Source organism: Octadecabacter sp. R77987 (genome assembly GCF_042466115.1).
Taxonomy (GTDB): Bacteria; Pseudomonadota; Alphaproteobacteria; order Rhodobacterales; family Rhodobacteraceae; genus SW4.
In genome coordinates, this window is the sequence record NZ_JAXHBQ010000001.1 from 595,796 (window position 1) to 613,566 (window position 17,771).

Here is a 17,771-nt window from a genome sequence, read left to right on the forward strand (position 1 = left end):
GCGATGCACAAGCTGCGCTTGATCTTGGGGGGGTGCCTGCTATGACCCTAGCAACATCACATGGCATAAGGACCGGCCCCTTGGATATTGACGCATTGCGCAAAGCGCACCCCGACCACTGGATGAAAGCCGCTGCCATCCGCACCCTGACACTTGATGCTGTCGCCGCTGCAAACTCCGGCCACTCCGGAATGCCCATGGGCATGGCCGATGTTGCCACGGTCCTGTTTGAAAATCATTTGCGCTTTGATCCAAAGGCCCCGCTTTGGCCTGATCGCGACCGGTTCATCCTGTCGGCGGGCCACGGGTCCATGCTGCTTTACTCGCTGCTGCACCTAACGGGTTACGCCGACATGACGCTGCAACAGCTCAAGGATTTCCGCCAGTGGGGCGCGATCACCGCGGGCCACCCCGAATACGGCCACGCCACAGGCGTTGAAACGACCACAGGCCCCTTGGGTCAGGGGCTTGCCAATGCGGTTGGTTTCGCCATCGCCGAAGAAATTTTGCGCGCCCGTTTTGGCCCCAAGGCCATCAACCACCACACCTATGTCATGGCCGGTGACGGCTGCCTGATGGAAGGTGTCAGCCAAGAGGCCATCGGCCTTGCGGGCATGCAAAAACTGTCCAAGCTGGTCGTGTTCTTTGACGATAACAACATCACCATCGACGGCACCGTCGATCTGGCCGACATCACAGACCAGCCTGCCCGTTTCGCGGCTTCGGGCTGGCATGTGCAATCCATCGACGGGCACGACCCCGATGCGATCGACGCGGCCATCACCGCCGCCAAGGCCGATCCGCGCCCGTCAATGATTGCCTGCAAGACACATATCGCGCTGGGGCACGCCGCACAGGACACATCGAAAGGCCACGGCGCGCTGACCGACGCCGACCAGTTGCAAGCTGCCAAAGACGCCTATGGCTGGCCCCACGGCCCGTTTGAAATCCCTGCCGATGTGAAATCCCAGTGGGAAGCCATGGGCGCACGCGGTGCTGCGGCCCGCGCAGACTGGGAAGCAGGCTTTGCCAAATTGCCCAAGTCAAAGCAGGACGATTTCAACCGCGCCTTTGCACTTGACGCCCCAAAGAAACTGACAGCCACGATCAAAGCCCTGAAAAAGCAGTTGAGCGAAAGCGCCCCGAAAATGGCCACACGGTCATCCTCGGAAAAGGCGCTGGAAGTGATCAACCCGATCATGCCGGAAACTGTCGGCGGTTCGGCCGATCTGACCGGATCGAACAACACCAAAACCGCCGATCTGGGCGTGTTCAACCCTGATAACCGCGCGGGCCGGTTTATCCACTATGGCATCCGCGAACACGGTATGGCGGCGGCGATGAACGGTATGGTCCTGCATGGCGGCATTCGCCCCTATTCGGGCACCTTCATGTGTTTCACCGATTACGCGCGCGGTGCGATGCGCCTGTCGGCGCTGATGGCCGTCCCCACGGTTTACGTCATGACGCATGACAGCATCGGGCTTGGCGAAGACGGACCAACACACCAGCCGGTTGAACACCTTGCCATGCTGCGCGCGACACCCAACATGAACGTATTCCGCCCTGCGGACGCTGTTGAAGTGGCCGAAGCATGGGAATGCGCGCTGACCGCAAAAACAACGCCATCCGTGCTGGCGCTGTCACGGCAGGGCTTGCCGACCGTGCGTCATGATCACAAGAACAAGAACCTGACCGCCCAGGGCGCCTATGTGCTGGCTGATGCAACGGGCAAGCGTCAGGCGATCCTGATGGCGACCGGTTCGGAAGTGTCTGTGGCAATGGAAGCGCGCGATCTGCTCGAAGCCGAAGGGATCGGCGTGCGCGTGGTTTCCATGCCATGTTGGGAATTGTTCGCAGCGCAGGACGACAGCTATCGCAAGCGCGTCCTGCCTGGCGGCCCCGTGCGGGTCGCGATCGAGGCAGGCGTGCGCCTTGGCTGGGACAAATGGCTGCTGGGTGAACGGGGCCGCGAGGCCAAGGCCGGTTTCATCGGCATGGACGGCTTTGGCGCGTCAGCCCCTGCGCCCGAACTGTTTGCGCAATTCGGGATCACGGCGCAGGCAACAGCTGATAAGGTCAAAGCATTGCTTGGCTAAGTCACAAAGGGGAACGAACCAATGAAACTTGCGGCTTTCGTTCCCCTGATCCTGTTGGTGCTTGCCGCTTGTGGCGCACCGCCCCAACCGGTCAAAGGCGGCGGACAACCCGTTTCCGCCGTCCCTGGCCCGCCCGAAGCGCAGGCCGATGCCTTTGCCGTGGCATTTCTGAACACCATCCAGGCCCAGTCATTCGCTGAACGGCGTGAACTGTGCGGCTTTTTCATTCTGCAACCCAACGGGCAAATCACCGCCACCCCGCCGCGCGGCGGCACATTCGCCAGTTGCGAAATGGATGCGCCGCGCCCCGGTTCAGGTATCTTTGCGTCCTATCACACCCATGGCGCATACGGGCCCGATTATGACAACGAGGTGCCCTCGGACATCGACTTGCTGTCGGACTGGGATTTCGGATTGAACGGCTATGTGAGCACCCCAGGCGGGCGGGTCTGGCGCGTCGATTTCAGTGACCGCAACACCGTGCAGGTCTGCGGTCAGGGCTGCGTTCTGGTCGATCGCGGCTTTGTCCCCGAGGACGAGGCAGGCATCCGCCCCAGCTATACGTTGTCGCAATTGCGCACACGGGCAGATTCGTTTTGACGCACCACAGCCGCGAAATCCCAAGCCCCTGTCCAAACTGTTAGCGCCAACGTGCTGCATTGCGGCACTGTTATCGCTAACGTATTGGCAAATATCACATTTTTCCTTGGTCCGGCCTGCCTGACCGCCTATACCGCCCCCAAAGTTCACACTGGGCAAGCGAGGGCATTTCATGACGGTCACAGTTGGTATCAATGGGTTTGGCCGGATCGGCCGTTGCACGCTCGCACATATCTTTAAATCGGCGCGCAATGATGTGCAGGTCGTCAAGATCAACGCCACCGGCCCCGTGGAAACCAACGCGCACCTGCTGCGCTATGACAGTGTCCATGGCCGCTTTGGTGGCACCGTCACCGTGCGTGACGGCGCGCTTGATCTGGGGCGCGGCCCGATTGACATGATGTCGACCTATGAACCAACCGAACTGGACTGGGGTGGCGTCGATGTGGTGCTGGAATGCAGCGGCAAATTCAATGATGGGCAGCAATCAGCCGTGCATCTGGATCGCGGCGCGAAAAAAGTGCTGATCTCGGCCCCCGCGAAAAACGTGGACCGCACGGTTGTTTACGGCGTGAACCACCGCGATTTGCTGGCCGATGAACGGATGATCAGCAACGGGTCCTGCACCACCAACTGTCTGGCCCCATTGGCCAAGGTATTGCATGACGCCATCGGGATTGAACGCGGCATCATGACCACGATCCACAGCTATACGGGCGATCAGCCCACGCTGGACCGCCGCCACGATGATCTGTATCGCGCCCGCGCCGCCGCCATGGCGATGATCCCGACCAGCACAGGTGCCGCCAAGGCCCTGGGCGAAGTCCTGCCGGAACTGGCCGGACGGCTGGACGGCACCGCCATGCGCGTCCCCACGCCAAACGTCAGCGCTGTTGATCTGACTTTCGAAGCCTCAAAAGACGTGAGCGTGGCCGATGTGAACGCCGTTGTCGCCGAAGCCGCCGCCGGTCACATGGGCGCAGTCCTGTCCTATGATCCCGAACCCAAGGTCAGCATTGATTTCAACCACACCCCCTATTCCACCATCTTTGCCCCCGACCAGACCAAAGTCGTCGGCGGGCGCACGGTGCGGGTGCTGGCATGGTATGACAATGAATGGGGTTTCAGCGCGCGCATGGCCGATGTGGCCGGTGCCATGGGCCGCTTGATGCACTAACCTTTGCCAATCTGCGGCGGCGCGGCTAACACTGCGCTATGACCAACAAAATCGCCATTTGGCTTGCCCTTCTGCTTATCGCCTTCTTTGTGCTGGACCATTACGTGTTCGGCATCGGGGCTGGCCTGTTTCTGTTGCGAGAATTTGCCGCCCTGATCGAATACGTTGCCTTCTGGCGCTAGACTTGCGTTGATCTGCGGTTGACCTTTGGCGTAAAATGGCGATGTTAGCGCCAACAGTCCGGCCACACCGGCGTGGACATTCCAGTTTCGCAAAGCGAGGGCAGACCCATGGCAGTCAAAGTAGCAATCAACGGTTTTGGACGGATCGGTCGCAACGTGTTGCGCGCGATCATCGAAAGCGGGCGCACCGATATTGAAGTCGTCGCGATCAACGATCTGGGTCCCGTGGAAACCAACGCGCACCTGCTGCAATTTGATTCTGTGCATGGCCGCTTTCCCCACCCCGTCACGACCACCGAAGACACAATCGACGTGGGCCGCGGCCCGATCAAGGTCACGGCCCTGCGCAACCCTGCCGATCTGCCCTGGGCGGATGTGGATATCGTTCTGGAATGCACCGGCATCTTCACCTCCAAGGAAGCCTGTCAGGCCCACCTTGAAAACGGATCGTCGCGTGTCCTGATCTCGGCTCCCGGCAAAGACGCTGATAAAACAATCGTTTACGGCGTAAATGACGGCTTGCTGAGCGCCGATGACATCGTTGTCTCGAATGCCTCCTGCACCACGAACTGCCTTGCCCCCGTGGCCAAGGTGTTGAACGACGCCATCGGGATCAAGCGTGGTTTCATGACCACGGTGCACAGCTACACCGGTGACCAGCCGACCCTTGATACGATGCACAAGGACCTTTACCGCGCCCGCGCCGCCGCCCTGTCGATGATCCCCACCAGCACCGGTGCGGCCAAGGCCGTGGGCCTTGTCCTGCCCGAACTGGACGGTATTCTTGACGGTGTTGCGATCCGCGTGCCCACACCCAACGTGTCGGTCGTTGACCTGACCTTTGAAACCAAGCGCGACACAAGCGCGGACGAGATCAACGACATCATTCGCGCCGCTGCCAATGCCGGCCCCCTGAAAGGTATCCTTGGGTTCACCGACAAAAAGCTGGTCAGCTGTGACTTCAACCACGATCCCCATTCCAGCATCTTTGCGACCGATCAAACCAAGGTCATGGATGGCAACATGTGCCGCATCCTGACATGGTATGACAACGAATGGGGTTTCTCGAACCGGATGGCCGACACGGCGGTAAAAATGGGATCATTCCTGTAAGATCAACCGCTTATAGATCGAACTTAAAGCCGCCTTATGGGGCGGCTTTTACGTTAGGCGATCAGTCAGTGCCGCCTTGACGGCAGATGGCACAAATTTCGTCACATCCCCGCCCAGACGGGCGATTTCCTTGACCAGTTTGGACGCAATCGCCTGATTTTTCGCATCGGCCATCAGGAACACCGTTTCAATTGAATTATCAAGTGAACGGTTCATCCCGACCATTTGAAACTCATATTCGAAATCCGCCACCGCGCGCAGGCCTCGGATGATCACACCTGCGCCCACATCGCGGGCGCAATCAATCAGCAGGTTGTCAAAGGGATGGGCGACGATTTCCGTGCCGGTTTCCCGCGCGATGGCACCGCACTCGGCCTCGATCATCGCCACACGTTCTTCAAGGGTGAAGAGCGGCCCCTTGTCACGGTTGATCGCGACACCGATCACAAGCCGGTCCACCAGCGAACAACCCCGGCGAATGATGTCCATATGCCCGTTGGTGACGGGATCAAATGTGCCGGGATATAGCCCAACGCGCATGGTGCACCTCGTTAATTGGTCAGGTGGCACGCAACATTATTGCGCGCGGGAATGCAAGGGCTAGTGGCCCATGATCATGCCTTGCAGCGCGTCCTTTTCCATCGACAGTTCCGCAAGACGCGCCTTGACCACGTCACCGATGGAAATCAGCCCGATCATCGCCCCGTCCTGCACCACGGGCAGGTGACGAAAGCGCCCTTCTGTCATCATTTCCAACACCTTGTCAGCACTGTCATCGCGCCCGCAGGTCACGGGATTGGCCGTCATCAGGGTGCTGATGGGTTCGTCCATGCAGCCCGCGCCACGCTTGCCAAGTTCGCGCACGATATCGCGTTCCGACAGAATACCATCGGGCGTTGTGCCGCTTTCGGACACCACAATCGTGCCGATCCGCTTATCGGATAACACTGCAACCGCTTCGGAAACCAGCGCGCCGGGCTTGAGCGTCAGCACACCGGTATCAGCCTTGGACTTCAGAATCTGTTGCACGATCATGGCAGTCTCCTTTTGCTTTTACCCAGCGTCCTTGCTTTTGCCCCCTGCTGTCAAGCGCGCCTGTGCTTCCAGACGCGCGACTTCGCGGCGCAGGCCGTCCATCAGCAGGTCTGCAAAACGGGTCAGCCGGTCGGACCGGCGGTCCGACAGATGCCGCACCAGATAGAACGCGCGGGTCAGTGACAGGGCGTCTTGCAACACGAATTGCAGTTCGGGCGCAAAGGGCATGGCAAAGTCATGCACGATCCCGACACCACCGCCCTGCCGCAGCATATTCAACTGCACCGACACGGAATTTGACGCCAGATGCACCGTGCGCGCGCCGATGTCGCCAAGATAATCCAGTTCCTTGTCAAAGATCATATCGGGAATATAGCCGACAATCCGTTCCCCGCGCAGATCAGCAAGCGTTTGAAACTGCATGCCTTTGGGTGCAGCCAGATGCAGGTGATAATCGGTGATCTTTTGCACCGACAGCCGCCCTGCATCGGGCGGGCTGACGGTGATCGCCATATCGGCTTCGCGCTTGGAGAGGTTCACAACACGCGGCAAGGCCAGCACCTGAATATCAAGCGCTGGGTTGTCGGATTGGATCGCGGCGCAGACTTGTGGCAGCAGGAAATTGGCGCACCCATCAGGCGCACCGATGCGAATCTGACCCGTCAAGCCGCCCTGCCCCGATGGATCGTGCAGCGCCGGTGTCAGCGCCGTTTCGGCCCCTTCGGCCTGATCGCGCAGACGCGCACCAAGATCGGTCAGCGCATAGCCTTGCGGCGATTTGACGAATAATGCGCCGCCCAGTGAATCTTCAAGCCGCGCAATCCGCCGCCCCAATGTCGCCGGATCAAGGCGCAACACAGGCGCAGCCCCGCTGAGGCTCTCGGCGCGCGACACGGCCAGAAATATCCGCACATCGTCCCAGTTCATCGCCATACCTACAAAAATGCAAAACCGATTTGCCATACTGGCGCTTTTCACCACAAAAACGCAAGACTATGATGCTGCCAACCCAAGGAGGACACCATGCAGGAATTGACCCATTACATCGGCGGCGCGCACGTCAAAGGCACGTCTGGCCGCTTTGCCGACGTTTACAACCCCGCCACAGGCGAGGTGCAGGCCAAGGTGCCGCTGGCCACGGCGGACGAAATGAACACCGCTGTCGAAATCGCCGCCAAGGCACAGCCCGCATGGGCCGCCGTGAACCCGCAGCGCCGCGCCCGCGTGATGATGAAATTCGTAACCCTTTTGAACCGCGACATGGACAAGCTGGCCGAGGCGCTGTCGCGCGAACACGGCAAGACCCTGCCAGACGCCGCAGGCGATGTGCAGCGCGGCCTTGAAGTCGTGGAATACTGCATTGGTGCGCCGCAGATGCTGAAAGGTGAATTTACCGATGGCGCTGGCCCCGGCATTGATATTTATTCGATGAAACAACCACTTGGCGTCACCGCTGGTATCACTCCGTTCAACTTTCCGGCGATGATCCCGATGTGGATGTTCGCACCCGCCATCGCCTGCGGTAATGCGTTTATCCTCAAACCCAGCGAACGCGATCCCTCTGTGCCGCTGATGCTGGCCGAACTGATGGAGGAAGCAGGCCTGCCCAAAGGCATCCTGCAAGTGGTGAACGGTGACAAGGACAGCGTTGACGCGATCCTTGACCACCCCGCCATCATGTCGGTCGGCTTTGTCGGATCGACGCCGATTGCCGAATACATCTATGGGCGCGGCTGCGCCAACGGCAAGCGCGTGCAGTGTTTTGGCGGCGCTAAGAACCACATGATCATCATGCCCGATGCCGACATGGATCAGGCGGCCGACGCACTTGTGGGTGCCGGATACGGCGCGGCGGGTGAACGCTGCATGGCCATTTCCGTGGCCGTGGCCGTGGGCAATGACACCGCGGATCGTCTGATCGACAAACTGATCCCACGGATCGAAGCGCTGAAAGTCGGCCCTTACACTGCTGGCAAGGATGTGGATTACGGCCCCGTCGTGACGGCGGCCGCCAAGGCCAATATCGAACGTCTGGTGCAAACCGGTATCGATCAGGGCGCGAAGCTGGTCGTGGACGGGCGCAATTTCAATCTGCAAGGTTACGAGGACGGCTTTTTCGTCGGGCCGCACCTGTTTGATCATGTGACCACGGATATGGACATCTACACGCAGGAAATTTTCGGCCCCGTCCTGTCGACGGTGCGCGCTGAAAGCTATGAACAGGCGCTGGCCATGGCTACCGACCACGAATACGGCAACGGCACCGCGATTTTCACCCGTGACGGTGACGCCGCGCGCGATTTCGCGGCGCGTGTGCAGGTGGGCATGGTCGGGATCAACGTGCCGATTCCCGTGCCGCTGGCCTATCACACCTTTGGCGGCTGGAAGAAATCCGCCTTTGGCGACCTGAACCAGCATGGGCCGGATGCCTTCAAGTTCTACACCAAGACGAAAACCGTCACCGCGCGTTGGCCCTCGGGCATCAAAGAGGGCGGCGAGTTTTCGATCCCGGTGATGGAATAGCATTCTGGTGCGGGTCACGCCCCCGTGATCCGCGCCTTGCGTCATCGCGCAATCCACCGCACACTTGCCACATTAACCCAAAGGAGTTTGCGATGAAGATCACGATGGACAGGCGGACATTTCTGGGCGGGCTGCTTGCCGCACCATTGGCCTTTTTTGGCACGCGCGCCCATGCGGCAACGCATAATGTGACGATCCAGGGCTTTGCGTTTGAACCCGAAACGCTGGATGTGGCCGTTGGTGACACGGTTGTTTTCACCAATGCCGACAACGCGCCCCACACCGGCACCGCCGAAGACGGCAGCTTTGACACAGGGCGGTTGAACAACGGGCAGTCGGGCGAAATTACCATCGCCGCAGCCGGTGATCATGCCTACAAATGCAACTTTCACCCTGCCATGCAGGGGCTGATCCGCGCGAGCTAGTACCGGAACGCCCCGCATTAAACGGGGCGTTCGTTGATGCGTTACCAGCTTAGGGTCTGCACCTCGGGGTCAAACAACCACGCCTCGATTGTCGGCCAGTTGCCCATCTCGACACCGTCAATGTAATCGTCAATCGTCAGGCCCGCAGCCGCAGAACAGGCCTGACACATCAAGACCGTGCCGCCATCAGCGATAAACGCCTGCAACATGTCCTGAATGGACGTGCCGCTTTGCGCCATTAGCCCGTGAATATGGCTGGGGCGCTTTTCGTCGGCCAGATAGACGCCGCGGACGTTCAGCCAGATCGCGACGCGATAGCCGTTCTCAAGCGCCTTTTGATGCCCAAAGCTGATCGCCTTGGCCGCCGCCCATGTGTCATCGGTGGTCAGGTTGATAAACAGACCCGGCCCCTCGCCCACATCTGGCGCTTCCTGTGCCATCACTGGCCCCATCACCAAGCCCATGATCACCGCAAACACCGCAAGAATTCGTTTCATGCAAGCCTCCTTTGTTTTGGTTGCGCGGCCAACCTTCCAGTACTGGAAGGTTGAGTCATTGATATATGTCAAAAGCAAAATATAAGGCCGGAATTTGGAATTGCGTTTTGCCGATCCGCCCGCCAAGCTAAATCGCAAGGGAGGGCGCGGCCATGAGCGAACCGGATTTCACCATCGGCATCGAGGAGGAATACCTCCTTGTGGATCGCGACTCGCTGATGCTGGCCAAGGCGCCGGATGCCTTGATGGATCAATGCACAGCCGCCCTTGGCGGGCAGGTCAGCCCCGAATACCTGCAATGCCAGATCGAAATTGGCACCGGAGTCTGTGCCACCATCAACGAAGCACGTGACGATCTAAGACGCCTGCGCACAACCGTGCGTGATGTCGCCGCCGCGTATAACCTCGCGCCGATCGCGGCCTCTTGCCACCCGTTGGCAGACTGGAAACAACAGCACCACACCGAAAAAGACCGCTACAACCAGTTGCGCAAAGATCTGGGCGGCGTCGTGCGACGGATGCTGATTTGCGGGATGCATGTGCATGTGGGGCTGAACGATGACCCGCTGCGCGCCGATCTGATGGGGCAGATGGCGTATTTCCTGCCGCATCTTTTGGCGCTCTCCACATCCTCGCCGTTCTGGCAGGGCGAAGATACGGGGCTTGCCTCTTATCGCCTGACGGTGTTCGACAATCTGCCGCGCACGGGCTTGCCACCACAACTGGATAGTTGGGGCGAATACGAACGGTCTGTACAGGCGCTGGTTGACCTTGGCGTGATCGAGGATTCCTCAAAAATCTGGTGGGATTTGCGGCCCTCGTCGCGCTTTCCCACGCTGGAAACCCGCATTTGCGATGTCGGGCCACGGCTGGAACACACCCTGTCGATTGCCGCGCTGATCCAGTGCCTGACGCGGATGCTGTACCGGTTGCGGCGCAAGAACCAGCGCTGGCGCAAATATGACAATTTCCTTGTCGCCGAAAACCGCTGGCGGGCGCAGCGCTATGGCATCAACGAGGGCCTGATTGATTTTGGTCAGGGCAAGATCATCCCCTTCCCCGAACTTCTGGACGAGATGATCGAACTGGTGGCCGAGGACGCGGGCGTGCTGAAATGCGCCACCGAGGTCGAGGCCGCACGCGATATCCTTAAACTGGGCACCAGTGCCGACCGTCAGCGCGCCGTAGCACAGGCCGCCGCCGATTCAGGCGCGGATCACGCCGAACAGATGCGCGCCGTCGTGTCGCATTTGATCGAAGAATTCAGCCACGATTTGTGACCTTGTCACCGACGCAAGACGGGCGCACTGCTAACATCACGGCAAAGCATCAAAGGAGTTCCCCCATGCTTAAGAAGAACGTTGGTCAGATTGACCGTCTTATCCGTGTCGTCGTCGGTCTTGCGCTGCTTGCCTGCTTCTTCATTTATCCCGACGCGGGCTATCGCTGGCTGTTCCTGATCGGCATCGTGCCGCTGGCAACTGGCCTGATGGGCAATTGCGCGCTCTATTCCGTCTTTGGGATCAGCACCTGCCCCATGAAGAAATAACCAAAGTTGGCGGCCTTATTCGGCCGCCCTTTGCAATAAATGATGCCGCTTGGGGCGCACGGCCCTGTTGGCACGACGCCATTTTGAGCAGACATCTCCCGAAGAAATCTTTGGGAGATGTCCGCGATGGATGTCGGCTAAGCGGACTTAGCTGCCGTTCGATATGGACTGGCGATCAAGGATTCAGAGCGGTATTGAGCATGAATGAAAATACTAATCTTGCCGGGCTTGGATGGTACGGGGAAACTACTGTCCAATATTGTAGAACTGCTGGCACCTTACCATGAGGTGATCGTCGTTCCATACGCCCCAGACCTATACAGTTACCAAGATCTCAAAACGAAAGCGCAAGCGGCATTGCCTGCTGACGATTACATCATCGTTGCGGAATCTTTTTCTGGTCCGCTCGCTGTGATGCTTGCTTCTGAAAATCCGACAGGACTGCAAGGTGTGGTGTTTGTTGCGACGTTTGCGAAGACACCAATCAAGGTGCCAAGATTCCTAACTTACCTTGTTGATATCGCTCCGCTTAGGTCGCGTTTGTTGTCGCGACTGGCTCAACCTTTTCTAATGGGTAAGTGGGCGACACCAGAGTTTACAACGATCTTCAATCAAGTGATGCACACCGTTCCAGCATCGACATTGGCGAGGCGATTGCGAGAAGTTCTGACGGTCGATGTAGTTGAGCAGCTCATCGCCATTGATACCCCGACCATCTATTTGTCCGCACGAAATGATAGACTGGTCCCTTCAAGAATGGCATCAGACTTCGACAGTTTTCCCTTGAATGTTTTTGAGATTGAGGGGCCGCATTTCCTTCTTCAAGCAAACGCAACGGAAGCCTCTAAGCAAATCTTAAATTTTGCTGCACGTTTCGGCTGAATTCTCATGAGCAAGTTTGGTAGGTATGGGCTCAAAGCTGCCGTTCGCTGTGACTACGCCATTTTCTGCATAGGGCTGGCCCTATTCGGCCGCCACTTTTTTCGCCTGTAGCATCGGTTTCAGATAGTGACCGGTGTAACTTTCGCTGACTTCGGCCACCTGTTCCGGCGTGCCTGTGGCCACAACCATGCCGCCGCCGTCCCCGCCTTCGGGGCCGATGTCGATGATCCAGTCGGCGGTTTTCACCACGTCCAGATTATGTTCGATCACAATCACCGAATTGCCTTGATCGACCAGTTCGTGCAGCACCTCAAGCAGCTTTTTCGTGTCCTCGAAATGCAGACCCGTGGTCGGTTCATCCAAGATATAAAGCGTGCGCCCGGTGGACCGTTTTGCCAGTTCCTTGGACAGTTTCACGCGCTGCGCTTCGCCCCCTGACAGGGTCGTCGCGGACTGGCCGACCTTGATATAGCCCAGTCCCACGCGCACAAGTGCGTCCATTTTTTCGCGGATGCTGGGCACCGCCTTGAAGAAGTCCTGCGCGTCTTCAACGGTCATATCCAACACGTCCGCGATGCTTTTGCCTTTGAAACGCACTTCGAGGGTTTCACGGTTATAGCGCGCGCCCTTGCATGTCTCGCATTGCACATAGACATCGGGCAGAAAGTGCATCTCGATCTTGATGACACCGTCACCCTGACAGGCTTCGCAGCGCCCGCCCTTGACGTTGAAACTGAACCGGCCGGGTTTGTAACCGCGGGTCTTGGCCTCGGGCAGGCCGGCAAACCAGTCGCGGATCGGGGTAAAGGCGCCCGTATAGGTCGCGGGGTTGGATCGTGGCGTGCGGCCAATGGCGCGCTGGTCAATGTCGATGACCTTGTCCAGATGTTCCAGCCCCTTGATCTGGTCGCAGGGTGCCGGTGTTTGGCGTGCACCGTTCAGGCGCATGCTGGCCGTCTTGAACAGGGTTTCGATGGTCAGCGTCGATTTGCCCCCGCCCGACACACCCGTCACGCAGACAAATTTGCCCAGCGGGAAATCCACATCGACGCCCCGCAGGTTGTTACCGGTCGCGTTCTTGACGCTGACCTTTTTCTTGTTGCCCTTGCGCCGTGTCGCGCTGAACGGAATTTCGCGCGTGCCCGTCAGATACTGGCCGGTGATGCTGTCGGGGTTGGCGGCAATTTCCGGCGGCGTGCCACGCGCGATGATCTGGCCACCGTGGACACCGGCACCGGGGCCGATATCGAACACATAGTCCGCCTCGCGGATCGCTTCTTCGTCGTGTTCCACGACAATCACCGTATTGCCTTGATCGCGCAGGTTTTTCAGCGTGGTCAGCAGGCGGGAATTGTCACGCTGGTGCAGCCCGATGGAGGGTTCGTCCAGCACATAAAGAACGCCCGTCAGCCCCGAACCGATCTGGCTGGCCAGCCGGATGCGCTGCGCCTCGCCCCCCGACAGGGTGCCGGCGTTGCGCGACAGGGTCAGGTATTCAAGGCCGACATTGTTGAGAAACCCCAACCGTTCGCGGATTTCCTTGAGGATCGCGCGCGCCACTTCGTTCTTTTGCTTGCTCAGGTGATCGGGCACGCTTTCGCACCAATCAAACGCCTCGCGGATCGACATCTGCACCACCTGCCCCACGTGCAATCCGGCGATTTTCACTGCAAGCGCTTCGGGGCGCAGACGATAGCCTTCGCAGGTGCCGCAGTGGCGGTTGTTCTGGTAGCGTTCAAATTCTTCGCGGATCCAGTTGCTGTCGGTTTCGCGGTAACGGCGTTCCATATTCGGAATCACGCCTTCGAATGCGCGGCTCACCTGATAGACGCGCCCGCCTTCGTCATAGCGGAACTTGATCTCTTCCTCGCCCGACCCGTAAAGGAACACCTGCTGCACCTTTTCCGGCAAGTCCATCCAGCGCGTGCTCTTGTTGAAATCATAGTGTTTCGCAATCGCTTCGATGGTTTGCAGAAAATAGGGCGACTTTCCTTTGCGCCACGGGGCCAGCGCGCCGTCATAGATTTTCAGGGACGGGTCCGGCACCACAAGGCGTTCGTCAAAGAACAGCTCCACCCCCAAACCGTCACAGCTGGGGCAGGCACCAAAGGGCGCGTTGAATGAAAACAGGCGCGGTTCGATTTCGGGGATGGTGAAACCGGACACGGGACAGGCGAAATTTTCGGAGAACGTGATACGCTCCGGCGCGCCCTCCTTGGGGGCGGTCTCAAGCACGGTGATCCCGTCGGCCAGATCAAGGGCGGTGCGGAAACTGTCGGCCAGCCGCGTTTCCAACCCCTCGCGCACAACGATCCGGTCAACGACCACGTCGATGTCATGGCGGAACTTCTTGTCGAGCGTGGGCGGTTCGTCGAGATCATAGAATTCGCCATCCACCTTCACGCGCTGGAAACCCTGCTTGCGTAACTCAAGGAATTCCTTGCGATATTCGCCTTTGCGGTCACGGATGATCGGCGCCAAAAGATAGCCGCGCGTGCCCTCTTCCATGTCCATCACACGGTCAACCATGTCCTGCACCTGTTGTGCTTCGATGGGCAATCCGGTTGCAGGGGAAAACGGCGTCCCCGCGCGCGCAAACAGCAGGCGCATATAGTCATAAATCTCGGTCACGGTGCCGACGGTTGATCGGGGGTTCTTGCTCGTCGTCTTTTGTTCAATCGAAATCGCGGGCGACAGGCCGGAAATGTGATCCACATCCGGCTTTTCCATCATATCAAGGAACTGGCGCGCATAGGCCGACAGCGATTCCACGTAGCGGCGCTGCCCTTCGGCATAGATCGTGTCAAAGGCCAGACTGGACTTGCCCGAGCCGGAAAGCCCTGTAATCACAACCAGTTGGTCGCGCGGAATATCCACGTCGATGTTCTTGAGGTTGTGTTCACGCGCACCGCGCACCTCGATGAATCGTTGCTCTGGCATTCTGGCCCCCTGATCAGTGGTGAATATGTAGTTTACCTGACCCGCCCCGCCAACCGAAAAAGAAGAACATGTCATGAACACGCGCGTTTTCTGCTGACATCAACAGCCATCGGGCAGGTCTGGATTTCCCGACCCGCATCGCGCAGCCCTTTTCCGACTCGCGCACTTGTGCTTCCCTAGGGGCATTCAACGAACCCGAGGATTTCATGATGCGCCTGATTACCCTGCTTTTTGCCCTGCTGTTGTTGCCAGTGACCCTCGCCGCACAGGACCGCCCCAACACCATCCTTGTGATGGACGGGTCCGGGTCCATGTGGGGGCAGATCGACGGGGTTGCGAAAATCACCATCGCGCAGGACGTGGTGACGGACCTGCTGCAAACCCTGCCCGCGGATCAGCGCCTTGGGCTGACGGTTTACGGACACCGTGAACGGGGCAACTGCACCGACATTGAAACCGTGGTCGCGCCCGATCTGGACACGCGCGATGCGATTGCGCAGGCCGTGGCCAACATCCAGCCGCTGGGCAAGACACCGATGACAGACGCCGTGATCGCCGCCGCAAATGCCCTGCGCTATACCGAAGACAGCGCCACGGTGATCCTTGTCAGTGACGGCGTGGAAACCTGCAATCCCGACCCCTGCGCCGCCGCGCGCCTGCTGGAAGAAGCCGGGATCAACTTTACCGCCCATGTGATCGGCTTTGATATTTCCGACGCCGAAGCCTTGGGCCAGATGCAGTGCATCGCCGATGAAACCGGTGGCACCTTTCGCACCGCGCGTGACGCCGATGAACTGGCCGCCGCGCTGGATATCATCACGCAAGAACCCGAAATCATCACCGTCAACGGCACCTTCCGCGCCACGATCGGCGAAGGCGGGCTGTCGATCACCGACGATGTTCTTTGGACCGTCAGCAATGATGCGGGCGTGGTCGTCCAAGATTTGCAAGGCAACCCGATCAACATCGACCTGCTGGAAGGCTCATACCGCGCAACCGCCACATGGGTGGTGCAGGAAATGACCCAAGACGCCACATTCACCGTGTCAGGCGCGGGCGATGTAACGGTCACGATCCCCTTTGACATCCCCCTGCCCGACGCCACCGTCAGCGGCCCCGCCACGGCGCTGATCGGTGACACCGTGCCCGTGCAATGGAGCGGCCCGAACGAAGACAATGATTATATCGCCGTGTCGATCCCCGGTGAACGGGGCTATGAAACCTACAGCTATACCAAGGACGGCAGCCCGCTTGATCTGCAAATGCCAGCCACGCCCGGCACTTACGAATTGCGCTATGTGCGCAGTCAGGGCAGCGAGGTTCTGGCCATTGGCGATCCGTTCGACGTTACCCCCGTTGATGTAACGATCATGGCCCCCGACACGGCCCCCGTTGGCGCAACGATCGACATCGGCTGGACCGGACCGGATTATCGCAACGACTATATCGCCGTGGCCCGCATCGGCGATACCGGCTACGAAAACTACGGCTACACCGCGCGCGGCAACCCCACACAGGTGGACATGCCCACAGAACCCGGCGACTACGAGCTGCGCTATGTGATGAGCCAGCAAAGCACCGTCATCGCCACCCGCCCGATCACGGTGACTGATATCGCCGTCAGTGTCAGCGGCCCCGCCACGGCTACGGCAGGGGCGAGTGTGCCGGTGGAATGGGTCGGACCGGATTATGACAACGACTACATCGCTGTCGCCGAAATTGGCGAACGTGGTTACATCAACTACACCTACACCAAAGACGGCAGCCCGCTGATGCTGCAAATGCCGGTCGCGCCGGGCGATTACGAATTGCGCTATGTTCTTAGTCAGGACAGCGAAGTCATTGCAACGGCCCCGATCGCCGTGACCGCGCTGAGCGTCACACTGGATGCGCCCGAAACGGCCCCCATGGGCGCGCTGGTTGGTGTGATGTGGGACGGACCGGATTATGACAACGATTATGTCGCCGTCAGCCAGATCGGCGAAAACGGTTATATCAACTACACCTACACCCGCGAAGGCAGCCCGCTGATGCTGGAAATGCCTGCCGAGGCCGGCACGTTTGAAATCCGTTATTACCTTAGTCAGGACAGCGAGGTCGCCGCCAGCCGGATCATCACCACCACACCGGTCGAGGTTGCGTTCATGGCACCGGACACGGTGCAGGCAGGCACGACAGTTGATGTGGGCTGGATGGGGCCGGATTATCCCAACGATTACATCGGCATCGGTGTGATCGGGGAAACGGGGTATGAAACCTATGAATACACCCGCTCTGGCAACCCCGTGCGCCTGGATTTGCCCGAAACACCGGGCACTTACGAAATCCGGTATTTCCTGAGTCAGGACACAACGGTCATCGGGTCGCGGCTGATCACTGTGACAGATTAATAAAACGGGCGGCCCGTCAGGACCGACCTTTGCAGTAAATGATGCAGCACTGAGATGAGTGCCGTTCAGGGCACTACGATGATAAAAATCCACCTCCCGAAGATTTTTTCGAAAGGTGGATGTGATGATTGTCGGCTTTGCGGGACTTTGCTGCCGTTGCCAAACGTCAATAAGCAGGGCGGTCGGCGGCCCGTGGGTTGGCGATACGACGTTGCCGCTTTGACGCTTTATGGTGGCCACACACATCTTCCGGATCAGCATCGTGCGCGGTTGGCAAAATCGCCGACCCGTGGGGACGGGCCGACGATCGCCCGGCGGCTGCGCCTTGATTCCGGGCGGGCCAGCCTTCCCCAGCTAGC

Annotated in this window: 16 protein-coding genes; 11 read left to right on the forward strand and 5 right to left on the reverse strand. The window is 59.2% G+C overall.

Annotated features, from left to right (window positions below; translation table 11 throughout):
- The first annotated feature begins 80 nt into the window (after nt 1-80).
- The 5 genes from tkt to gap (SJY21_RS03020) all read left to right on the forward strand — a co-directional run bounded on the left by tkt (nt 81) and on the right by gap (SJY21_RS03020) (nt 5,171).
- A complete protein-coding gene (gene tkt / locus SJY21_RS03000) occupies nt 81-2,099 on the forward strand; it encodes a transketolase (protein ID WP_377505990.1) in 2,019 nt (672 codons plus the stop codon).
- A 21-nt stretch (nt 2,100-2,120) separates the two neighbouring features.
- Entirely contained in the window at nt 2,121-2,699 is a 579-nt protein-coding gene (locus tag SJY21_RS03005; protein WP_377505992.1) for a DUF4329 domain-containing protein, read from the forward strand.
- A gap of 172 nt (nt 2,700-2,871) precedes the next feature.
- Nucleotides 2,872-3,876 (forward strand): type I glyceraldehyde-3-phosphate dehydrogenase, encoded by a 1,005-nt coding sequence (gene gap, locus SJY21_RS03010; RefSeq protein ID WP_377505995.1) that lies wholly within the window; start codon nt 2,872-2,874, stop codon nt 3,874-3,876.
- Between the two features lie 38 nt (nt 3,877-3,914).
- The gene (locus SJY21_RS03015) at nt 3,915-4,058 is read left to right on the forward strand and encodes a hypothetical protein (protein WP_377505998.1); all 144 of its coding nucleotides are present in this window, start codon (nt 3,915-3,917) and stop codon (nt 4,056-4,058) included.
- A 108-nt stretch (nt 4,059-4,166) separates the two neighbouring features.
- A complete protein-coding gene (gene gap, locus SJY21_RS03020) occupies nt 4,167-5,171 on the forward strand; it encodes a type I glyceraldehyde-3-phosphate dehydrogenase (RefSeq protein WP_377506001.1) in 1,005 nt (334 codons plus the stop codon).
- A 48-nt stretch (nt 5,172-5,219) separates the two neighbouring features.
- On the opposite strand, the gene coaD is transcribed toward gap (SJY21_RS03020), so the two are convergent.
- From coaD to SJY21_RS03035, 3 genes are read right to left on the reverse strand one after another with little or no spacing between them, the layout of a single operon-like run.
- Nucleotides 5,220-5,711 carry a pantetheine-phosphate adenylyltransferase gene (gene coaD / locus SJY21_RS03025; protein ID WP_377506004.1) on the reverse strand — a complete coding sequence of 164 codons (492 nt, stop codon included), beginning with the start codon at nt 5,709-5,711 and terminating at the stop codon, nt 5,220-5,222.
- 60 nt (nt 5,712-5,771) lie between these two features.
- A complete protein-coding gene (locus tag SJY21_RS03030; protein ID WP_377506007.1) occupies nt 5,772-6,206 on the reverse strand; it encodes a CBS domain-containing protein in 435 nt (144 codons plus the stop codon).
- Nucleotides 6,207-6,224: 18 nt separating this feature from the next.
- Nucleotides 6,225-7,133, reverse strand: coding sequence for a LysR family transcriptional regulator (locus tag SJY21_RS03035; protein WP_377506010.1), 909 nt, complete (start codon nt 7,131-7,133; stop codon nt 6,225-6,227).
- A 96-nt stretch (nt 7,134-7,229) separates the two neighbouring features.
- Here SJY21_RS03035 and SJY21_RS03040 point away from each other — a divergent pair, with 96 nt between their 5' ends.
- Nucleotides 7,230-8,729, forward strand: coding sequence for a CoA-acylating methylmalonate-semialdehyde dehydrogenase (locus SJY21_RS03040; RefSeq protein ID WP_377506013.1), 1,500 nt, complete (start codon nt 7,230-7,232; stop codon nt 8,727-8,729).
- Between the two features lie 92 nt (nt 8,730-8,821).
- Nucleotides 8,822-9,154, forward strand: coding sequence for a cupredoxin domain-containing protein (locus tag SJY21_RS03045; protein ID WP_377506016.1), 333 nt, complete (start codon nt 8,822-8,824; stop codon nt 9,152-9,154).
- 41 nt (nt 9,155-9,195) lie between these two features.
- Here the strand turns inward: SJY21_RS03045 and SJY21_RS03050 are convergent, their stop codons facing one another.
- Nucleotides 9,196-9,651, reverse strand: a complete 456-nt coding sequence (locus tag SJY21_RS03050; protein ID WP_377506019.1) for a DsrE family protein — start codon at nt 9,649-9,651, stop codon at nt 9,196-9,198.
- A 152-nt stretch (nt 9,652-9,803) separates the two neighbouring features.
- On the opposite strand from SJY21_RS03050, the gene SJY21_RS03055 reads away from it, so the two are divergent.
- The 3 genes from SJY21_RS03055 (at nt 9,804) to SJY21_RS03065 (ending at nt 12,082) form a co-directional block, all read left to right on the forward strand.
- Nucleotides 9,804-10,931 carry a carboxylate-amine ligase gene (locus SJY21_RS03055; protein WP_377506022.1) on the forward strand — a complete coding sequence of 376 codons (1,128 nt, stop codon included), beginning with the start codon at nt 9,804-9,806 and terminating at the stop codon, nt 10,929-10,931.
- Nucleotides 10,932-10,996: 65 nt separating this feature from the next.
- On the forward strand, nt 10,997-11,200 hold the full coding sequence (locus tag SJY21_RS03060) for a DUF2892 domain-containing protein (RefSeq protein WP_377506025.1): 204 nt from the start codon (nt 10,997-10,999) through the stop codon (nt 11,198-11,200).
- Between the two features lie 204 nt (nt 11,201-11,404).
- The gene (locus SJY21_RS03065) at nt 11,405-12,082 is read left to right on the forward strand and encodes an alpha/beta fold hydrolase (RefSeq protein ID WP_377506028.1); all 678 of its coding nucleotides are present in this window, start codon (nt 11,405-11,407) and stop codon (nt 12,080-12,082) included.
- Between the two features lie 81 nt (nt 12,083-12,163).
- On the opposite strand, the gene uvrA is transcribed toward SJY21_RS03065, so the two are convergent.
- The gene (gene uvrA / locus SJY21_RS03070) at nt 12,164-15,022 is read right to left on the reverse strand and encodes an excinuclease ABC subunit UvrA (protein WP_377506031.1); all 2,859 of its coding nucleotides are present in this window, start codon (nt 15,020-15,022) and stop codon (nt 12,164-12,166) included.
- 206 nt (nt 15,023-15,228) lie between these two features.
- On the opposite strand from uvrA, the gene SJY21_RS03075 reads away from it, so the two are divergent.
- Nucleotides 15,229-17,412 carry a VWA domain-containing protein gene (locus SJY21_RS03075; RefSeq protein ID WP_377506034.1) on the forward strand — a complete coding sequence of 728 codons (2,184 nt, stop codon included), beginning with the start codon at nt 15,229-15,231 and terminating at the stop codon, nt 17,410-17,412.
- The last annotated feature ends 359 nt before the right edge of the window (nt 17,413-17,771 follow it).